The organism is Streptococcus sp. XMC, assembly GCF_021341835.1.
Taxonomy (GTDB): Bacteria; Bacillota; Bacilli; order Lactobacillales; family Streptococcaceae; genus Streptococcus.
In genome coordinates this window covers 618,105-637,402 of sequence record NZ_JAJTNQ010000001.1, presented here as the reverse complement: position 1 = coordinate 637,402, position 19,298 = coordinate 618,105, and the positions used below count along the sequence as shown (strand labels likewise).

Genomic DNA, 19,298 nt, shown 5'->3' with positions numbered 1-19,298 from the left:
AAGCTATCACCTCACTTCTTCCGGTTTCGTTGTCATCTTCTGGTAAAGAATGGTATCTTTCGGGAACTTATCAATAAAGGGAACGATGGTGTTTCCGAAGAATAACAGTCCTTCTCCCGCATTGGAATTGGTAACATATTTAAGCTGCGGTTTGGAAATTTTCAGTTTTCTTGCCAAGATTTCCCGATCTCCTGACGCTTGATTGAGCATTAAGACAAAGTCCGTATTATCAAAGATATTTTCTATCTCCTTACTCATCAGTAGGTCTTTGACATTCTGCGTGATGCCGGTCGGAATTCCTCCCCATTTTCTGAAACGCTTCCATATTTCTACGGAGTAGGAAGCGGTCTGTTCTTCTTTTAGAAGCAAGTGAAACTCATCGATGTAATACCTTGTTGCCTTATTTCCTCTATTTTGAGATACCTTATTCCAAACCTGATCCTGAATCACAAGCATTCCGATTTTTTTAAGCTGACTGCCCAGTTCCTTGATGTCAAAACAAAGGAGCTGCTTATTTAAGTCCACATTGGACTGATGGTTAAATACATTAAGAGAGCCTGTTACATAGATCTCCATCTCCGTTGCCAGTTTTTTTCCGACCTTTTCTTCTTGATTTTTTAACATATCGTATAGATCTTGTAAGATAGGCATGTTTTTCGGTTCAGGTTCGTTAAAATACTTCTCATAAATCTTAGGTAAGCACCTGTCTATAACCGACTTTTCCTCTGCTGTCAGTCCGCTTCCTCCAACGACAAGTTCAAGCATAGACATGATGAAGTTTGCCTTGTCTTTTAACGGTGTATCTCCATCGCCGTAGTTCATATTGATGTCAAGGGGATTGAGGTAATCCTTTGATTTACTGCTAACCTTAATGACTTCTCCGTTAAACTGACGCACAAGATTGCCATATTCGCCCTCCGGATCGCAGATGATGACATCATCATCCGTTACCAAAATCGCATTTGCCATTTCACGCTTTGCACTAAAGGACTTACCGCTTCCGGGTGTTCCTAAGATTAACCCATTGGGATTCTTTAATTTCTTTCGATCCGCCATAATCAGGTTATGGCTTAGTGCATTCAGTCCGTAGTATAAGCTGTTGCTTGAATTTATGAAAAGCTCCTCTGTGGTAAACGGTATAAAGACGGCTGTTGATGAGGAAGTTAAGCCTCTGTTAATCTCCAGCTTATTCACGCCAAGAGGAAGTACGCTTACAAGTCCCTGTTCCTGTGCATGATCAAGTCTTTTTAATTTGCAGTTGTGCTTATTGGCAATAGAGCTGATTTGTGCAATGGCGTTTTCCAGTTTCTGTACTGTCCTTGCAAAGTTCATAAAGATAATGGTTACGACAAACATACGCTCATCTCTTGTCTGCAAGTCTTTGAGTAGGCTTTTCACATCTTCACCATAGGTAATTAGGTCTGAGGGTAAAATGTCCATATCATAACCCGCTCTTACCGCCTTTTTGTTTTCCTCAATTCGCATTTTGTCGATGTCGGTATTTTTTCGTTTTACCATCTTAATGGCTTCCGACTGCTCGATCGCCTTGATATGAAAGGAAATATTGATGTTATCATCAATATCCAAAAACTCGGCAAGCATACGGTCTGAAAGTTCACTGGCAAGGATTTGAAAATGGCTTATCGCTCCGATAAACTTCCCGAACTTAAAGTATCTACTCGGTGTAAAGTTAAATTCATCAGGCGTAATGTAGCTTTTGGTGCTTTCTTTTTTCTTTAGGTCTTTGTAGGAAAACTCAAAGGTCTTGCCCGGATTTAATACATCGTGAAGGATTTTCAGCCTTTCTTCTCCATTTAGGCTTTCTGCACGCACGCCCATACTTTTTAGGGAAGATAAGATGTCAATCTCCAGTCTTTCCAGTTTTGAGATTGCCTGCTCCATATTGTCCGCTTCGACGGTAAAAGTAATATACTTTGATTTTCTAAGCCCGTTATTTCCCTTTACAATCTGATTTTTTAGCATCTCTCGAAACTCAAGGCGTATCTCGTCAAAGCCGTCTTTTTTATCCGGTATCTGAATTGCCGACTGCATTTCTTCGTTTCTGCCAAGCTGATTGATATACGAAAGCTCAATCTTGACACTCGGATCAAAGGAATTTAAGAAGTTGGCAAACTGATTAAAAATAAGGTCTCGATCTTCCTCTAAGGCAAGCTGATAGTTAATATCTTCAAAGGCTATGCTTTTACTGAAGTGTTTTTCATCACTCTGGCATATCCCGCTTTTCAACATTCTAAGATAGGGAAGGGTATCTTCTACAGTATGGCGTTTCGGCTCTTTCTTAAAGATAAGGCTCAAAAATCCGTCTTTCTTTTTTTTCATCTTTGTTTTATCTTGCTTTAATTCCTGTTTCTCCTTTCTTAACGCCTTTTCGTTTTGCATGAGCTTTAGCTGCTGAATTTTTCTTTTGCTGTTCAAGGTAAACCTCCTTTCTCACACGCTTTTGCGGTTGGTAAAACTTGTGTAAATAGATATACTTAAAATATTTTTCAAAGGTCAGTCCGTCTTTTTCAAACAGTGTAATGAAAAAAATGGGAAGTGTAGACACGATGAGAAATAGAATCGCTATATCATTTGCTACAAACTTTCTCATAAATAAATAGACCGGTATTCCTACCAGCCCTGCGAGAGTAAATCCGATCAGCTGTCTTTTGGTTAAGTTAAAAGCGACCTTCGTTTTTACTTTCTTTAAGTCTTTCGGGATTGGTACATACGCCATGATTTACCTCCCATCTTCTTTTTCCTTTGACAGCTCCTCCATGTGTTCATATACGGAGCCGATTTCTTCCTGAATAATTGCAAGCTGTTCCTCTGTGCTTTGATTGATTCTTCCCTGCATCAGACAAAAATCATTATGACAATGTCCAACCTTGGTGATTCTTTTGTTTAGCTCTTTCATTTTTTTATGAACTCTGATTCTATCCATCACAAAGGCAATGCCTGTTACAAGAAGTGCTGCTTTCCATATTGTTTTTCTTTTCTTCATACTATCTTTCCTTTCTTTTTTAGTGTGCGTTTAATACACTTTTTGCCAGTGTTCCGCTTTTTAACATCATCAGTCCCAGCAAAATTGCATACCCGAGTATCGTAAAGGTACCGGTATGAATGTCTGTAATCTGTATTGTCTTAACTAATACTGCGTAAATTCCAAGGCAAACCATTAAAAAGAGTCCTTGCAGTCCAAGGGCAAATAGTCCTTTAATGTAGTTTGTTCCGATCTGTCCCCATTCTTTGTTTCCCATTGTCGCAAACGGTATGGCTGAAACCGATGAGTAAACATAGATTTCAAACATTCTTCCGTAAACAACAAGCATGATAACAATGGAGATTCCCTGTATGGCAACTTTAATGAGTGAGGTCTCAAAGAGAATCATAATGAGTTCTCCAAGCCCCTTGTCTTTTAAAGCTTCTACCATCTGAACAATTTGATCTCCAGAAACAACAGCAGAGGTGTTAATCACCCCCGCCGCTTTGTTTACCATACTTTGTGCCACATCAAAGACCGCCATTGAAAATTCAAAGGCATGAGATACTAACCATACAGCAATCCACATCTTGATGATGTATTTGAAAAAGTCAAAGGTGTCCGTATCGTGCATATTGTTCTTTTGCATGACCATATTGATGAGCTCAATACAAAGGACTGCCGTTATGATTAGTCCTGCAATGGGAATAATGACGGAGTCGTTAATACTCTTGATAAAGTTAAATACTTCTCCGTTCCATCCCATAGGAGTTTTTCCTACATCTGCTGCCACTTTCCCAACCTGATTGTTGATGTCAAGAAACATGGACTCTAAGTTTGCTTGGATACCGCCCAGTAGAAGCTCCTTGAAAAATTCTTCTATCTTGTCGAATATCCCAAACATTTCATCGCTCCTTTTCTTCCTACTTTAGTACATTGGCAAGAAGCGGAATGAGTTTTAAGCCGATAAGGACGATACCGCCTCCCGCCATCAATTGCTTCACGCCTTGGCTCTTTGCGCCGGATAGTGATAGGTAATCCTTTGATGTTATCTCCAGATTTTCCCCCACTTCACACCGTGCATGCGACTTTCACCGCACACGGCGTTCCATCACAAGAAAGATTTTCACGTTTTAACTAAGACTTACACACTTCGTAACAAATTATTTTTTCTCTAAATTAGTGGCAATTCTGCCATTTTTCTAAGCTTATTACATTTCTCAATCTGCTTGACTGTTAACCCAAGCTCTTTTATATATTTTTGGATTGTATCTTCTTTTGTTGCATGGATGAGTATATGAACTGCTTCTGTAACAAGAATTAAGTTGCTGTAACTGTCTGTACCACCTTGTTCAAGCGGTATCTTGTGATGGCAATGTATGTCGTTTGGTATAAGTTTTACACCTGTCACTCCACATCTGCCATATTGAGCTGCAAAAAGCGAGATTCTGTTGTCCGCAAACTCTATGCTTTTATCAAGCACTGGGTGTTTCATCAGCCAGATAAGAGTGTCTACATCAATCTGTAAATTTTTATGAATGAGAACTCTGCCCTTTACAGTGTATTTATTTACAGCCTTTTTCTTATGTTTTGCGTCCTTTGTCCTTACATATCCCACCGGAATTAGCGGATGTCCATTAAGGAAGCGAAGCTGTTTACTTTTTCCATATTTTTCTTTGATAAATCCTTTGTTTAGTGTTCCACTGGTTTTAATATCAAGCCTGTTGTTCATCTGCTTTTTAATGTGAAAGGCTATTTTAGCAAAGTCCAAACTCACATTTGTTGCTATTTGGTAATAATTGTGCAAGCCTGAAACAGTGGCATTATACTTGGCTATTGCTTTGTACTGTTCCTTTTCGTTTGCAGGTCTTTTTATATCTGCAACACTTTTAGAAATATTTTCTTTTGCATTTTTCAGTGCCTTATCACTTATATGCGACTGTACAACAAACTTTTTGCCTTTTGGTTTAACCTTAAGCTTGAAGCCTAAGAACTCCGAGTACCTTTGTTTTAGATTTGTTATTTTAGATTTTTCTTCACTTACATTTAGTTTTAATCTGTCTTGCAACCATTTTGTAACTGCCTGATAGGTTCTTTTTGCATCGTAGTAATTACGGCAAAATATCTTGAAATCATCGGCATACCTTACAATGTATATTTCTTTTAGGTTGCTTGTTCTTAAAGCTCTGTAGGTATGGCTTTTTATCTCTGTTCCTTGACTGTTCGTTCTCTGTTTATATGGATAATGCGTGGGCATTGTCAGCCATTGAGAAGAAACCCACCAATCTAATTCGTTCAAGACTACATTAGATAGTAGCGGTGATAATATTCCGCCTTGCGGTGTTCCCTTTGTTGGTGTAATTACCTCTTTATCAGGCATAACTATATCTGCTTTCAGCATTTCCTTAATGATACAAAGTAACTTTTTGTCTTGGATTCCCAAATTCCAAAGCTGCCTTATGAGCTTTGCATGATATACATTGTCGAAAAATCCCTGTATATCAATATCAACCACATAATGTAAGTGCTGTATCTGCATTAGTCTTGCACATTCTGCTATAGCGTGTTCCGTACTCCTGTTGGGTCGAAACCCATAGGAGCTGTCATGAAACTTGGCTTCACATATCGGCTCTAGTATTTGCAGGATACATTGCTGTACAATTCTGTCTACAATAGTCGGTATTCCTAAAGGTCTTATTTTTCCGTTAGGCTTTCGCATTTCCACTCTCTTTACAGGGCGTGGTTTATACCAATGGAACTGTTTTTGTATGAGAGAAATGTATTCTTCTTCATTTAGCCTTGATAAATGTTTTATTGTTCTGCCATCTACCCCAGCCGTATGACTTCCTTTGTTCCCTTTGATACTCCGATAGGCAAGTTTGATATTTTCTCTTGAAGTTATTAGCTCCATTAAATTTGAAAATACTTTATTCTTACTGCTATCTTCATATAAATCATCAAGGACTTTCTGCAAGTCATAATATTCCGTATAACGGATTTTGCTTTGTTTCAGTGTTTGTTTCGAAGCGGACACAGTCACCATCTCCTTTCGGATTTGATTTTCTTTGTCATACTCGAAGCTGTGTTTGTCTTAATTTCAGTTCTTGTACTTTCCTGTGACTGGTGGCTATCCCTCCACGAACTTATTATTTTCGCTTCATAGGTACTGTGCCACCGCTTTCACCAAGATAAAGAACGGTTATATGCTGTTTTTTCAGTCATTTTCCCATTCAACACTTCATTAGCATTAGACTGCTTCCGTGTTCCTGGCTTACCACGTTCCGACAATCTTATCATTGAATACGTTTAGGTTCTTCCTCTAAGCCTGTGTTTAGTTTTCACCATATCGCCTGTAACGATATATGGATTTTCATAACAACCATTCTTACTCATCCACAAACACCCCATCTTTGATGGGAATTGCCGTTAGGCAAATTCAAACGTTTAGACTTGTACATTCGGAAGTACGTCAGTGCTTTGGTATACACATTCTCACCATGCGTATTCGACACCCGGCATATAGGTAGCACCGTCCACCTCTGAACAGCTTTCGTGTCTGATGTTAATATCAGTCTTACGGCTACTCTCTGCCGACTTTACCGAGCTTTTGACAATGAAATAGTCTAATATTCATTGCCAATCGGAGTATCAGTGTAGGCATTTCAGGGCGTTACCCCGTCATTCTACCTATTAGATTGTCAGTTCTCCTAAGTTTTGAACTTTTAGTCCTTCGACTTAGTGCATAAGCTTTTCACTTATGAACGTGTCGCACGGTTGTCGTTCCCGTAACCTTCCATCAGGTTGATCACGCCCCACGCACCGAGTCCTGCTCCTACCGCCATTACCAATACTTTCAGTACATCTACTGCCTGTGTAAAAAATTCCATTTTATTCTTCCTCCTTGTTTTCTTTCTTTTCAATTTTGTTGTATGACTTTACTAAAAAGTTTTTGTAAGTCTTACCGTCTTTTTCACGCTCTTTGAAATATCCAAAGATATGAATGAGATCGCCTTTTACAAAGTCTTTCGCTGTTTCCACCTTTTCACCGTAAGCGGCACAGTTGATATATTCCTTGCCTTTCCCGTACTTCTTTACAAGTGCAAAATTAACGACTTCTACCGTTTCTCCGTCTTTTTCAAAACTTGAGAAAATAGGCTCTGCAACCAAGTTGGCATTGATGTTCATCATTTCCTGCTTCATATTTTTAATTTCTCCTTTTCTTTTCAATAAAAAAAGCGACTGAAAGTTTTATTTTCCAATCGCTGATGCTTTTGCTATTTAGTTTTTCCTTAGTGGGACTTCTTATCCTTATCATATTTCCTCCTGATTTTGAGTAATAAAAAAGCAGCAAATCTATTTTTTAGACTTACTGCATTCTTGTAATAACCGTATCTCTATTCAGTTTTGCTTTTCCTTTTCGCTTCATGTAGCTTTCAATATCAAACAAATTCTTCTTGTCATAGTCCTCCAAGAGCTTATAGTTCTTGTGTTTTGTAATGTCGAATTTATCCGATAGAAAAGGGCGGACGCCTCTAAGCTGAAAGATACATTTACCGCCGTCCATAACGGTTATTTCATCTTGGCTCATCAGCTCTTTACCGGTCTTTTGATAATTCAGCCCAAAACTCTTTTGATTCGATCTTGTTTCCGATGTGTTATATAGGTCGATGGTTTCTTTTCCCAGTGTTTCCGAAAGTTCTTTTAATGTTGTTTTCTCTTTTCCACCAAGAAACAAGGTACTATCACAGTTACCTACAATCGTGTCGGCATTATCTTTGTAGATTGCCTTTAACTGAGATTGTGCCTGCAATATAATACTTGCTGAAATCTCTCGGCTTCGGATTGTGGCAATCAGCTTTTCAAACTTTGGAATTAAGCCGATATTTGCAAACTCATCAAGTAGGCATCTTACATGAACTGGCAATCTTCCACCATATACATCATCGGCTTTATCACATAAAAGATTAAATAGCTGTGAGTACATAATTGATACCACAAAGTTAAAGGTATCATCGGTATCGGAGATAATAACAAAGAGGGCAGTCTTTCTATCTCCGAGTGTATCAAGCTCCAGTTCATCTTCTTTCATCAAGTCCCTAAGTTCCTGAATATCAAAGGGAGCAAGCCTTGCACCACAGCTAATCAATATACTTTTCGCTGTTTTTCCGGCAGCAAGTTTATATTTTCGGTATTGCTTCACTGCAAAGTGTGTAGGCTCTTTCTTTTCCAATGCTTCAAAGAGTCTGTCTATCGGATTCATGTATGTTTCGTCATCTTCTCTGACCTCAGACGCATCGATCATATCAAGGAGAGTTGCAAAGTTCTTTTCTTCTCTTGGAGCTTCATAGAAAATGTATCCGATAAGTGCTGTATAGTAAAGTTTCTCGGCTTTCACCCAAAAATCTTCACCTGCTTTTTCTCCCTCGCCCTTGGTGTTTGCAATGATTGTCTGTACCAATTTGAGTATGTCTTTTTCACTTCTAAGATAAGCAAAGGGATTGTATTTCATACTCTTTTTGAAGTTAATGGTGTTTAAGATTTTTATCTCATAGCCATTATCTTCAAGCATCTTGCCACACTCAAGAACTATCGTTCCTTTCGGATCGGTTACACAATAGCTGCTGTGCATTTGCATAAGGTTTGGTTTTACAAAAAATCTAGTCTTGCCACTTCCTGATCCGCCTATGACAAGTACATTCTTATTTCTTGCATACTTTGGATTCGACGGTCTGCCGTTCATGGTTAATCGTTCTGTTTGTGTTAGCAAGATATTGTTTTGAAACTTTTCATCCATGTACGGCTCGATGTCTTTTTTATTTCCCCATCTTGCCGAGCCGTACTCTTTCCCTTGTCTAAACTTTTTCGCATTTTTACCTTTGGTATAGATAATGAATTTAATTATAGCAGCAACTCCTATTCCTGTCAGTATATCCACCAAATAAATACTTGGGAGAAAACTCATTGTATTAAGCTCTAATATCCCCTGAAATATCCTGTCAATCACATCTCCACCGGTATAACTTCTCACATGATAGGAGAAGATGTTGCCAATATAGAAAAATGCAAGATAGGGAATGTTTTGTTTTACAAACTTTGCCTTATCTTGCACCTTAAATATGCCTTTGATGTCCTTTAATATTTTATCTATCACGAGTCTTTTCACCTCCAATAAAAAGTAATAAGTAGCTCCTGCCTTTCGGTGTTACAAAGGTCTGTATTCCGACCGCTTCGCTCCCTTCTTTGCACCATTCCTTTACTTCAAAATATCCTTTGTTGTTCTTGGCATAGGGTAGAAGTCTATTTTTCTTATCCCAACAAATAAGGTTCTGATCTATCAAAAACTGAATAAATACCTTTTGTGGGATATGAAGCTCTTTTGCTGTATTTCTGAAATTAGTAAGCATATGGTTATTCACCAGTTCATCAAAATACTTGGCTTTCGGCTCTAAATCTTCTATGATTTTTTCTTTTTCAGCAATCAGGTGATTGGCAAGGAGTACCGCATTTGCCAATATTTCTTCATTACTCATTTTTTTTGATTTTTGATATATCCGCCATTCTTACGAATACTCGGCAATACCTCTGTGGTTACCCATCTTTTAAAGTCCTTTGCCTGTGGTAACTTGGAAGATAGGATAAGAGAGTAAAGACCGGACTCGTTGATTATCGTAAATGACTGTCTACCACCAAGGGTGTCGTGTTTCACGACTCCCTTATCTTCTTCCGCAATGTGTCTTACCAAAGCATCTCTCGTGTTTGAATAGCCCAGTTTTTCGGCTACTTCTTTTCCGATAAAGAAAAACTCACCGTCTTTTTCCATTACAGTGAGTTTCCCGAATTCCATATTTTCAAATGTTATCAAACTGCTCATAAGCTCTGCTCCTTTTGTTTATTCGTAACTTTATCCTTAGAAACAGTATTTTTTGCCATCTCCTTAAACTTCTCAATATTTTTGTGAATGGACTCTTTCCTCTCAGCCTTTCTTTCTGATGTTGCAAGAGCATTTTTAAAGGCTTTCTCCATCATTTTCATATCTTTGGCTTGGAAAAATACGGAGTATTTGCCTGTTTCCTTATCTTTCATCACTGAAAACTTAACACCATATTTGTTAAGCTCTTTTTTCAGTTCCTTAAGCTCCGCTTCTTCTACCGGTATTTCTTCAAGCTGTCCTTTTTTCGCCATATCTTTGAGCTTGACTTCATTTCCGTTTACTTTAACGAGTTTTTCAAGCCCTCCCAGTTTCTCTGCTTCTTTTATCAGTTTTTTCAACAGATTTAAAAGAAGTTTTCCGGTTACTTTGGCAGCCTTAATCTCAAGGCTTAGTGTCTTTCTTGCAATTTCTTCGTTAATCACATTCAATATCCTCCTCTCATATCATAGCTTACAAGGGCAGAGTAATGTGCATCTATCCCACTTGGTGCATTATATGCTGCTGTTAGGACAAATGCTCTGATATTCCTAATCTTGTATTCATTTTCCTTAATAACATCTGACAGATACTCCAAATGCTCTGATTTAAGTTTTCTAAATCTTTCTTTTACTATATGTGCCGGAAGCTTCGTTTGATTGATTGTAACAAGCTCTCTATCATCAAGTATCATAATATCTGCCAGTATCTTTAATATCTCATCAAAGTCTTTAACTATAAATTTATTGCCCAACTCAAGATGTTCATAATAGCCTGTCTGTGTTCTTAACTCATCTAAGCAGTTCTGATATATATTTTTGTTTTCTATTTCCGCCTCTCCGTCCATCCTTTTTCTTGGTTCTGAATACTCGGCATCTATGACGGAATGATGGGTGGAATTATATGATGAAATATCTGTAGTAATCTTTGATGAATTATTTGTAGTATTCTCTGGTAATGGTTGGGGCATATTGCCATTTTGCATTGGCAGATTTTGCTCTGTTGCATTGGTGCAATCTGCACTTGTGCATTGGTGGATTTTGCACTTTTCCATTGGTGCATTTTGCCCTAATGCATTAGGCACAGCTTTTTCTAAGGCTTGTAATTCTTCTTTTTTCTTTTTGTTCTCAATTTCAATATAAAGTTCCTCCAGCTTTTCGGTATTTATGCTGTACCATTTTGTTTTATCTCTTGGATCTTTATTGTAGTTTCCTACGAGTAGAAAACCTGCCTTTTCCAACTTCGCAAAGGTTCTTTTTACAGTATCGAAACTCATATAGTCAAAATCTTTTTCCTGCCATGCTCTTATTGAGTTATATGTCCAATATCTTCCGTCACAGAAGTTATTGCCGGATTTCTTATTTATTTCTATCCAATAGTTTATTTGCTGTAAGATAAGAGCTTCATTTAAACCTATCTCTCTTGCCAATGTCTTATTTGCAACGATAGGTTGTTCATCAAATAAATACATACTCATCTAAAAGCTCTCCTTTCCATGATATTTTTTCACTAAAAAAGACGATAGTTTTTATCTATCGCCCTTGGTAACCATTTTTATGAAATTTTTTATATTGATTTTATGGCTTCATTGATTCCTTGTATAAAAGCTATAATTACAGTTCCTATCATCGGTATTCCGTAAGGACTTAGTAGAAATCCTATAATGAGTGCTTCTATTGCTGCTCTTGTGTTGTGTAGCATAAAGAATGAGCCTATGGCAACAAATACACACATCAGCATAAGCAAATATAGGATTGCTGTTCCTACGCTAAGCAAGAATGTTAAAAATGCAGTAAGAATACTTAACAGCAAGCTGATTGGAAATAAAATTATTTTTATTATCCATCTCATTTATTCTCCACCGCCTTTGCTAATGGAATAACTGACATAATGGTTTGAAATATTCTTTTACATATCATAAAAGCCTCCTTTTCGATATTTTGTTTGATTTTAAAAATAGGGATACAGTGCTGAAAGCTCCTATTTATCAAGCTTTTTCCTCTGTATCCCTATTATATCTCAAGCCCAATATTCTCCTCTTTTAATTTCCAAGTTATAGTTTATCTTGGCTTTAGGGCTACCTGATTTGTCTTTTTTGACATTATTTATTTCCCCAATGTCTACGAGTGCTTTTATATTTTCATCTGTACCACTTAGTTCTGTTTTTATTTTAGCCTCTTCCGGTAAGGTTTGTGCATTGCTTACATCTATATCAACACCTAATCCTTTTGCAGAATCTACTAATTCAATAATTTCATTATCATGATCATCGAAATCTAACCTAAGATCTGTAAGCAAGCCGTAAGAAGGATATCCGTTTTTCCCAATTTCTCCTCCTAAAACAGCTCTATTTCCCTCTTCATCATATATTACTGGCAGGACGTCTGCTGTGAATGGAGGATTATCTTCACCGCCTTGGATAAAAATTGGTGAAAATTCTATTTTAGAAATCCCTGAATAATTTTCCATAATATATGTTGCCATCTGTTCTTCCAACAAACGGAAACCATGTTTAATAATTTTTTCTTCCTTCCATCTCAAACCGGTTATGAAGTTATATTGAGATACATAAAACACTCCTGCGAAAAGCAAAGCTACAAGAACTGCTCTGACAATTAGTATTTTATTTTTCATTCTGCTTCTCCTTTTGGAGTTCCGTATTATTCAGTGTCATTCGGAATCACCCCTTTTTTCAGTTCTAAATTATAAATCACTTCAGCACTCGGACTACCCAGATCTGATTTTTTAACACCTTTTAGCTTTCCTTCTTTTATTAAGATTTCAAAATTAAAGTCAATATCCTTTATTTTCTTACCTTTTACTTCTTCTGGTAGTGGTTGTCCGTAGGTCACGTCTTTAAATTCTCCTGAATCTGTGCTTAATTCGATATGCGGTTTCCCTGCATAATCAAAACTCAGACGTAAATACCCTATAGTACCATAAGCAGGATGTTGAAAGTTTTTATATAATCCTCCAAATTTCGCTTTATTTCCTTGACTATCATAAACAATTGGAACAATCTCTGCATTCAACATAGAAGAACCGTCATCTCCAGTTACATAAATGGGTGAAAATTCAATTCTATCGATCCCTTTATAGTTTTCTTTGATGTAGGTTCCTATTTGCTCTTCTAACAAACGAAAACCATGCTGATAGAGTTTAGTTGTTTTAGAGCTAAAATCCGGCTTTGTTAGCTTATGATAGACAAAGAAGCCACCTGATAGCAAGACAAGAATGAGGGTTAATCCCGCTAAAAATCTTTTCTTCATTTTCTTCTACCTTTACTTATTTAAATTAGCTTTCAAATCATGGTTTCCATTCTGAATAACTCCCACGCTTAATTTCCGTGTTGTAGCTAATTTTAGCATTTGGACTACCAGAGTCGCTTTTTTTAACATCTCTCAACTGACCATCATTTACCAGTGCATCAATGTTATCATCTGTCCCTTTAATTGGAGGTGTTAATTTTGCCTCCTCTGGTAACTGATCCGCATTACTAACATCGATTTTTTTATCCAGAGTTGGTGAAACTTCTAGAAAAATAATTTCATTCCCCTGTTGATCAAAGTCCAGAATTAAATCTCCTGTTGTTCCATATGATGGATAACCTTTTTTACCAATTCGCTGACCCATCACTGCTCGATTGCCTTCTTCGTCATAGATTACTGGAAGTACATCAGCTGTAAATGGTGGATTATCTTCACCACCTTGTATTAAAATCGGTGAAAACTCTATTTTAGAAATCCCTGAATAATTTTCCATAATATATGTTGCCATCTGTTCTTCTAACAAACGAAACCCATGTTTGATGATTTTTTCTTCTTTCCGCTCTAAACCTGTTGAGAAGTTATATTGCGATACGTAAAACACTCCAGCAAAAAGTAAAGTTACAAGAACTGCGCTGACAATTAGCATTTTATTTTTCATTCTGCTCCTCCTTTATGGAGTTCCGTATTATAAACTATTTCTGCACCAGGGCTTCCTTTTTCGTCCTTTACGACTCCTTTTAACTGACCATCTTCTACTAATAATTCGATATTTTCATCTGTGCTTCTTGCCTCTGTGAGTATAGCTCTCTTAGGCAAATGCTCCTCATTTGAAACGTCTACAAGTTTGTCATTTGAGTCCAGTAACTCAATGACATCATTGCCACCTCCATCGAAATCAAGAACAATGTCTGAAATCAATCCATAACTTAATGGAATAAATTTATCTATTTGATCTCCCAGAGTAGCTTTATTTCCATACTTGTCATAGATCGTTGGACGCACATAGGCATTTGAGAAAGTTGAACCTTCATCAGTAACGTAGATTGGGGAAAACTCAATCTTTTCGATCCCAGTATAGTGTTCTTTGATGTAGGTTCCGATTTGCTCTTCTAGAAGTCGAAAGCCACGCTTGTATAATCTAGTTGTATTAGGTCCAAGATTCGGCTTCGTTATCTTGTTATAGACAAAGTAACCACTAGATAGGATTAAAAATATAATAGAAATGATCGTTACCCATTTTCTTCTCATCAGTCGATCCTCCTTCTGTCTACTCTTATAGTATAGCATACTTGGTGGCGTTTTCATCGTTATTCCTGCTACTTTAGTGTATGAATATTTGAAAGGAAACAAAATTTAAAAGCATTCCATCATCATGAAATGCTTTTAAACTATTTATAAGACTAGTTTTCTTCTGTTTTGCCACTCTTTTCTTTGTCCTCTTCTTTTTCAGCAGCACCATTGTTGACAGCTGACTTGAATTCAGAGAACATTTTCCCAAGTGAGTGTCCTAACTCAGGCAAACGCTTTGGTCCAAAGATTAAGAGGGCTCCCAGGATGATAATAATCAGTCCTGGTGCTCCAATATCACGTAAAATTCCCATATTTATCTCCTTTTTTGTATGCGGTTATAGATGATGCGACTGATGCCCAGACTTACTTCGTAAAGCAAGATCAGTGGCACGGTCATTGCTAGATCACTGATGAAATCAGCTGGCGTCAGGACGACGGCCAGTACCAGCAATAGAAAGTAGGATATCCGCCGGTAGCGACGTAACCAGTCTGGCGTTAAGATATGAATCGAGGTCAAAAAGGCTACAAGGACCGGCAATTCAAACAAGACACCCAAAGGCACTGTCGTATGTAAGATGAAGGCCAAGTAGTTCTGTGCCGTTAACTGGATGGTAAACTGGCCTTGTCCTAACGTTAAGAGTACCTCTAAGATAGCTGGACTAACTAGATAATAGCCGAAGACTAAGCCTAGCAAGAAACACATTAAACTAGCTGGCACATAGAGCAGAATAGCTCCTGCTTCTCCTTTTCTCAAAGCTGGCTTTACAAATTGCCAGACTTGAAAGAGGGTGAAGGGCAAGGTAATAGTAAAAGCCATTAAGCTTGCCAATTGTAGGTAGATGCTTAAAATGTCATTAGGGCCAAGGACCAAGAGTTTTTCCCGAAATCCAGCCGTCAAATAGGCATAAAGCTGATCTGAAAACAAGAGGGCTCCGCAAAAGACAAGGAAAAAACAAAGAATACAAGCGATGAAGCGTCGTCTAAACTCGCTTAAATGCTCTACAATAGTGAGCCTTCTATCTTCATTTTTCATGCTGCTTCACCGTTACAATCCCGACAATAAGAACGAATAGAACTTGGCAAGCAAGAACTTCCCAGCTCGGATAGATTCCCGCCCAATCGATGGTTGGGAAATTACTCAAGATATGATTGGGAAGCATATTGGTTAATTGGAGCGCGTGCAGGCTCACCCCTAGCATCTTAAAGGCTAGGGCATAAATCATCCAAGTCAGGATGAAGAAAATCTTATGTGGCTTGACCAGATGGCTTGCCTTGGTCATGAGAATAGCAAGAATCGCTAAAACTGCAAGTGCCAAGCCAATCCCTAGGAAGAAATCAAAGGAGCGAATACGAGGGAGGATCCCCACATAGAAAAGGATAGTCTCAGCCCCCTCACGGAAGACAGCTAAGAAACTGAGGGCAAACATAGAAATGAAACTGCCAGCTGCTGTCACAGCCTTCATCTGACTTTCCATGAATTGGTTCCATTTTTTTACAGAGGACTTGCGATGCAGCCAAATCCCAATGACGATCATCATGCCAACTGCGATGATCCCTCCTGCCCCTTCGATGACCTCACGGTTAGAAGCCGAGGTCACAGCTGGGAATAAGAATTGAAGAGCGACCGCAATGGCTGCACTCGCTAGAATACCTAGAAGAGCACCTGCATAAACCCATTTCAAGCCTTTGATCAATTTAGCTGATTTGAGAACGGTCACCAATGCCATGACAATCAAGAGTGCTTCAACTCCCTCACGTAAGAGGATCAACATAGCGTCAACCGCCGAATAAGAGGCGGTGGTATCAATAGCAGACAGATCACTAATCAGGACTTCTAGTTGCTTTTGATACTTGCTTTCGTTCCCCTTGACCATGATGACAGGACTTTGACTTTCCACCCGAGTATAGAGACCAGGATTGGTCGTGCTGACATCGCCCTCGATCGTTGGCCAAATGGTAATGAACTCCTTCATGAGTTGACTAGCTTGGCTAGTCTCATTGGCTTGGAAGAGGCTCAGAGCTTTCTTAAGGAGCTTGATCCCGTCTGAAAGGGTCAGATTAGAGCTTGTTTCCTCAATCTTTTCCCCACTGATAAATTGATCCAAGACATTTTTTAGGTCATTGTAAGAAGATTGGATAGAGTCAAAGTTTGTAGGCTCTGTTTCGATCGCACTTCTCAAGAAGGAAATGGCTGTTTCTACCTTTCCGTAATAAGCGGTACTGTGATCTCTGACAACCGCTTCATTCCGGGTCCAGGTGTTGTTTAAATCAGCGTAAGCCTTTCGTGTCGCTTGGAGATCCTTTGCTGTGATCGCCTCTTGTAGCTTCTCAAAGTAAGGCTGCAAGCGAGTTTCTAGCTTCTCCTTTTCAGCATCCAGATCGACTGGATTTTGCTCTTTTTCAAAGGCTAGCAATGAAGTGGAGACCGTCACCAATTGCTTTTCTGTGATCTCGCCTTCCAAGTCCAGACTTTTCTGGACTTCTTTTCCTGCCTTGGAATCATGATTGGCTTTCTTCAGAAATTCTTCTTTTATCTCTGCGACAAGAGTGTGAGCCTTTTCTTGATCCTTATCCCGAACTGCTGTCGTTGCATCGGTGATTTTGATAAAGAGATCACTATAAGACTCGGCTTGGACAGGGGTGACGATGAAAAAGAGACAGGCTACTAGGACGACTAATAATTTATTCAAATAAGTCTTGACCAATGTACCCTCCTTCCTTCACACCTCCGAAGCAGGCAAAGAGGCCACTGCCAATATGGGTCACATATTCATTCATCTTATCGTCTGCCCCAAGATTGGTTTGGATTTTCACAAAGCGGTCTGGATCCTTTTGAAAGGCAATAAAAAGCAATCCTGCATCAAACTGCCCCGTTTTCGGATCAATCCCATCAGAGTATGAATAAGAGCGTCGCAAAATTGGCAGATCCACTTCTTTAGCCAAACGGACATGTGAGTCAACTGGTAAGAGGGAGAGGTCCACTTCGTCAAGCTCGTTTTTCTTTCCAAATGGTGCGCCACTTTCTTTATAGCGTCCAAAAGTATTTTCTTGCTCCTGCAGGTTGGTCCGGTCCCAGGTCTCTAGGTGCATGATAATCCGGCGGACAGCCATATAAGAGCCGTTTTTCATCCAGTCTTGACTATCAGCCCAAACGACCTTATCGAAATCTTTCTCTGTCGTGACATTGGCAGTTCCATCCTTAAAGCCAAAGAGGTTTCGGGGTGTTTCCATGCGATCCCCAATAGCAGCAAATCCTGATTGACTCCACTTCATGGTCACCTTGTTCCGTCCTTTACGGATCAGATTGCGGACAGCATGAAAGGCCACCTGCTCATCATCTGCACATGCTTGGATAACGATATCACCACCCGTATACTGCTCTCTCAACTGTTCCTTAGGAAAAGCCGGTAGATCCCGGAAGAGTTTGGGACGTTTCTTCTCAAGGCCTAATTTGGTCAAAAAGTTAGCTGAAACACCAAAGGTTAGGGTGAGGCGGTAAGGATTTAGTCCGACAGTTTCCCCAGTGTCACTTGGTGGCAAGAGAGCGTTGGAACCATCCTTTTTGACCAGTTCGCCATTAACTAATTTCTGGCTATAATCTGTCCATTCTTTAAACAACTGAATCAATTCATTTTTATCTGTCGTTCGGAGATCGAGCACCACAAAATAGATATTCTTCTGCATGGGCGTGGTAATCCCTGCCTGATGCTTACCGTAAAAACTAATTTCTTCTTGACCGTCTGCGATATTCTTGGAACCTTGCTCCTTATTAGCGAAAAAAGCAGAAGCACCGGATAGACCAAGTGCTAAGCCTGCTCCCCCAATACCTGCTTTTTTCAGAAATTCGCGACGATCCATCTTCTTTTCAAAAAATTTTTCGTCCTTTGTCATTGTTATTTACCGTTTAAAATGATTCCCATTTGAGAGAGTGGTTCCCCCAATTTTGTAACTGCTTCTGCTAGTTCTTTGGTATCTTTTTCTGTTAGATCAGTATATGATTTATAGTTGGAATCATCTGTCATATGTTTGTCTAACAGGTCATTCACCGCCTTGAACTCTGTTTCAAGGGTTTTCACTAGCTTGGGATCCTTCTTCTCAATAAGAGGTTTGAAGAGAGCAAAGATCTTTTCAGCTCCTTCAATATTGGCACGGAAGTCATAGAGATCTGTATGAGAGAAAATTTCTTCTTCCCCAGTGATCTTTTGTGTCGCCACTTCATTCAAGAGGTCAACCGCACCTGTCAACATCAAATCAGGTGTCACTTCTACTGTCGCAATCTTAGCTTTCAACTCTTTGATATCATTGACCAATTGTTCTGCATATTTTTCAGTGCCTTCGGTTGTATTTTCTTCCCACAAGATGCGCTCGATACGGTGGAAGCCTGACCATCCTTCTTCAGATTTGTTTTCGTCAACATAGTCAACTAAACGGAAGTCAATCTTGACATCAGACTCCCCAAAGCTTTCAGCGATCGGTTCAGAGCGTTCATAAGACATCCGAATCAAAGGATAGACCTTCTTGGCTTCTTCTAAATCACCACTTTTGAGGACTCTTTGAAATTCCTCTGTATCTTTTAACAATTGGTCGATTTGGCCTTGCACAAACTCCTTGTATTCACTTGTCGCTTGATCCAAGGCTTTTTGGTCTTCTTTAGACAATTTCACTGTCGAAGAGGAACTATTTGTAGTCGTGTTTTTTGAAGATGGATTGGCACAGCCTGCTAATAAAGCAACGGATAAGAGTGTTACTGCAAGTTTTTTCATGAGAATTTCTCCTGGATTCGTTTTTTCGTAGTCTATTATAGCAAAGATTTTCTCATTTTTCAACAATTGTCAGAAAACTTTAATAA

At 38.8% G+C, this 19,298-nt stretch carries 19 protein-coding genes and 3 pseudogenes; all 22 read right to left on the bottom strand.

The window, feature by feature from the left end; all coding sequences use genetic code 11:
- Positions 1-6: 6 nt before the first annotated feature.
- Complete coding sequence (locus LXO72_RS02950) at positions 7-2,436, bottom strand: VirB4-like conjugal transfer ATPase, CD1110 family (RefSeq protein WP_041250824.1); 2,430 nt, start codon at positions 2,434-2,436, stop codon at positions 7-9.
- Positions 2,348-2,737 (bottom strand): PrgI family protein, encoded by a 390-nt coding sequence (locus LXO72_RS02945; RefSeq protein WP_000332202.1) that lies wholly within the window; start codon positions 2,735-2,737, stop codon positions 2,348-2,350. The genes LXO72_RS02950 and LXO72_RS02945 overlap by 89 nt, the downstream gene beginning before the upstream one ends.
- A 3-nt stretch (positions 2,738-2,740) precedes the next feature.
- The gene (locus LXO72_RS02940) at positions 2,741-3,004 is read right to left on the bottom strand and encodes a hypothetical protein (protein WP_000746438.1); all 264 of its coding nucleotides are present in this window, start codon (positions 3,002-3,004) and stop codon (positions 2,741-2,743) included.
- A 19-nt stretch (positions 3,005-3,023) separates the two neighbouring features.
- Positions 3,024-3,887: a VirB6/TrbL-like conjugal transfer protein, CD1112 family gene (locus LXO72_RS02935; protein WP_000466911.1), complete on the bottom strand. Its 864-nt coding sequence runs from the start codon at positions 3,885-3,887 to the stop codon at positions 3,024-3,026.
- A gap of 19 nt (positions 3,888-3,906) precedes the next feature.
- Positions 3,907-4,005: pseudogene (locus LXO72_RS02930) on the bottom strand (Maff2 family mobile element protein); the annotation flags it as partial.
- 152 nt (positions 4,006-4,157) lie between these two features.
- On the bottom strand, positions 4,158-6,017 hold the full coding sequence (ltrA, locus tag LXO72_RS02925) for a group II intron reverse transcriptase/maturase (protein WP_009220357.1): 1,860 nt from the start codon (positions 6,015-6,017) through the stop codon (positions 4,158-4,160).
- A gap of 724 nt (positions 6,018-6,741) precedes the next feature.
- Positions 6,742-6,870: pseudogene (locus LXO72_RS02920) on the bottom strand (Maff2 family mobile element protein); the annotation flags it as partial.
- A gap of 1 nt (position 6,871) precedes the next feature.
- A complete protein-coding gene (locus LXO72_RS02915; protein WP_014262672.1) occupies positions 6,872-7,183 on the bottom strand; it encodes a single-stranded DNA-binding protein in 312 nt (103 codons plus the stop codon).
- 166 nt (positions 7,184-7,349) lie between these two features.
- Positions 7,350-9,134, bottom strand: coding sequence for a VirD4-like conjugal transfer protein, CD1115 family (locus LXO72_RS02910; RefSeq protein WP_014262673.1), 1,785 nt, complete (start codon positions 9,132-9,134; stop codon positions 7,350-7,352).
- Positions 9,124-9,854: pseudogene (locus LXO72_RS02905) on the bottom strand (BRO family protein). Before LXO72_RS02905 ends, LXO72_RS02910 begins: the two are co-directional and overlap by 11 nt.
- Positions 9,851-10,336 carry a PcfB family protein gene (locus LXO72_RS02900; protein WP_001860223.1) on the bottom strand — a complete coding sequence of 162 codons (486 nt, stop codon included), beginning with the start codon at positions 10,334-10,336 and terminating at the stop codon, positions 9,851-9,853. Before LXO72_RS02900 ends, LXO72_RS02905 begins: the two are co-directional and overlap by 4 nt.
- A 2-nt stretch (positions 10,337-10,338) precedes the next feature.
- Complete coding sequence (locus tag LXO72_RS02895) at positions 10,339-11,367, bottom strand: DUF6017 domain-containing protein (RefSeq protein WP_000063201.1); 1,029 nt, start codon at positions 11,365-11,367, stop codon at positions 10,339-10,341.
- A gap of 89 nt (positions 11,368-11,456) precedes the next feature.
- The gene (locus LXO72_RS02890; RefSeq protein ID WP_001267197.1) at positions 11,457-11,741 is read right to left on the bottom strand and encodes a CD1845 family protein; all 285 of its coding nucleotides are present in this window, start codon (positions 11,739-11,741) and stop codon (positions 11,457-11,459) included.
- A 168-nt stretch (positions 11,742-11,909) separates the two neighbouring features.
- Complete coding sequence (locus LXO72_RS02885; protein ID WP_233331492.1) at positions 11,910-12,524, bottom strand: hypothetical protein; 615 nt, start codon at positions 12,522-12,524, stop codon at positions 11,910-11,912.
- Between the two features lie 26 nt (positions 12,525-12,550).
- Positions 12,551-13,159 carry a hypothetical protein gene (locus LXO72_RS02880; protein ID WP_233331491.1) on the bottom strand — a complete coding sequence of 203 codons (609 nt, stop codon included), beginning with the start codon at positions 13,157-13,159 and terminating at the stop codon, positions 12,551-12,553.
- Positions 13,160-13,196: 37 nt separating this feature from the next.
- Complete coding sequence (locus LXO72_RS02875) at positions 13,197-13,817, bottom strand: hypothetical protein (protein ID WP_233331490.1); 621 nt, start codon at positions 13,815-13,817, stop codon at positions 13,197-13,199.
- Positions 13,814-14,407: a hypothetical protein gene (locus tag LXO72_RS02870; RefSeq protein ID WP_233331489.1), complete on the bottom strand. Its 594-nt coding sequence runs from the start codon at positions 14,405-14,407 to the stop codon at positions 13,814-13,816. Before LXO72_RS02870 ends, LXO72_RS02875 begins: the two co-directional genes overlap by 4 nt.
- Before the next feature lie 152 nt (positions 14,408-14,559).
- Positions 14,560-14,760: a twin-arginine translocase TatA/TatE family subunit gene (locus tag LXO72_RS02865; RefSeq protein WP_233331488.1), complete on the bottom strand. Its 201-nt coding sequence runs from the start codon at positions 14,758-14,760 to the stop codon at positions 14,560-14,562.
- Positions 14,761-14,762: 2 nt separating this feature from the next.
- Entirely contained in the window at positions 14,763-15,482 is a 720-nt protein-coding gene (gene tatC / locus LXO72_RS02860) for a twin-arginine translocase subunit TatC (RefSeq protein ID WP_233331487.1), read from the bottom strand.
- Positions 15,472-17,154 carry an FTR1 family iron permease gene (locus LXO72_RS02855; protein ID WP_233331486.1) on the bottom strand — a complete coding sequence of 561 codons (1,683 nt, stop codon included), beginning with the start codon at positions 17,152-17,154 and terminating at the stop codon, positions 15,472-15,474. The genes tatC and LXO72_RS02855 overlap by 11 nt, the downstream gene beginning before the upstream one ends.
- Positions 17,132-18,340: an iron uptake transporter deferrochelatase/peroxidase subunit gene (efeB, locus tag LXO72_RS02850; protein WP_233331485.1), complete on the bottom strand. Its 1,209-nt coding sequence runs from the start codon at positions 18,338-18,340 to the stop codon at positions 17,132-17,134. Before efeB ends, LXO72_RS02855 begins: the two co-directional genes overlap by 23 nt.
- A 2-nt stretch (positions 18,341-18,342) precedes the next feature.
- Complete coding sequence (efeO, locus tag LXO72_RS02845) at positions 18,343-19,212, bottom strand: iron uptake system protein EfeO (protein WP_233331484.1); 870 nt, start codon at positions 19,210-19,212, stop codon at positions 18,343-18,345.
- Positions 19,213-19,298: the final 86 nt, after the last annotated feature.

Bases quoted from the DNA above. Each gene is read 5' to 3' on its own strand.
- LXO72_RS02945 (WP_000332202.1), bottom strand. From the start codon at position 2,737: ATGGCGTATGTACCAATCCCGAAAGACTTAAAGAAAGTAAAAACGAAG.
- LXO72_RS02940 (WP_000746438.1), bottom strand. From the start codon at position 3,004: ATGAAGAAAAGAAAAACAATATGGAAAGCAGCACTTCTTGTAACAGGC.
- LXO72_RS02935 (WP_000466911.1), bottom strand. From the start codon at position 3,887: ATGTTTGGGATATTCGACAAGATAGAAGAATTTTTCAAGGAGCTTCTA.
- LXO72_RS02915 (WP_014262672.1), bottom strand. From the start codon at position 7,183: ATGAAGCAGGAAATGATGAACATCAATGCCAACTTGGTTGCAGAGCCT.
- LXO72_RS02895 (WP_000063201.1), bottom strand. From the start codon at position 11,367: ATGAGTATGTATTTATTTGATGAACAACCTATCGTTGCAAATAAGACA.
- LXO72_RS02890 (WP_001267197.1), bottom strand. From the start codon at position 11,741: ATGAGATGGATAATAAAAATAATTTTATTTCCAATCAGCTTGCTGTTA.
- LXO72_RS02885 (WP_233331492.1), bottom strand. From the start codon at position 12,524: ATGAAAAATAAAATACTAATTGTCAGAGCAGTTCTTGTAGCTTTGCTT.
- LXO72_RS02880 (WP_233331491.1), bottom strand. From the start codon at position 13,159: ATGAAGAAAAGATTTTTAGCGGGATTAACCCTCATTCTTGTCTTGCTA.
- LXO72_RS02875 (WP_233331490.1), bottom strand. From the start codon at position 13,817: ATGAAAAATAAAATGCTAATTGTCAGCGCAGTTCTTGTAACTTTACTT.
- LXO72_RS02870 (WP_233331489.1), bottom strand. From the start codon at position 14,407: ATGAGAAGAAAATGGGTAACGATCATTTCTATTATATTTTTAATCCTA.
- LXO72_RS02865 (WP_233331488.1), bottom strand. From the start codon at position 14,760: ATGGGAATTTTACGTGATATTGGAGCACCAGGACTGATTATTATCATC.
- tatC (WP_233331487.1), bottom strand. From the start codon at position 15,482: ATGAAAAATGAAGATAGAAGGCTCACTATTGTAGAGCATTTAAGCGAG.
- efeB (WP_233331485.1), bottom strand. From the start codon at position 18,340: ATGACAAAGGACGAAAAATTTTTTGAAAAGAAGATGGATCGTCGCGAA.
- efeO (WP_233331484.1), bottom strand. From the start codon at position 19,212: ATGAAAAAACTTGCAGTAACACTCTTATCCGTTGCTTTATTAGCAGGC.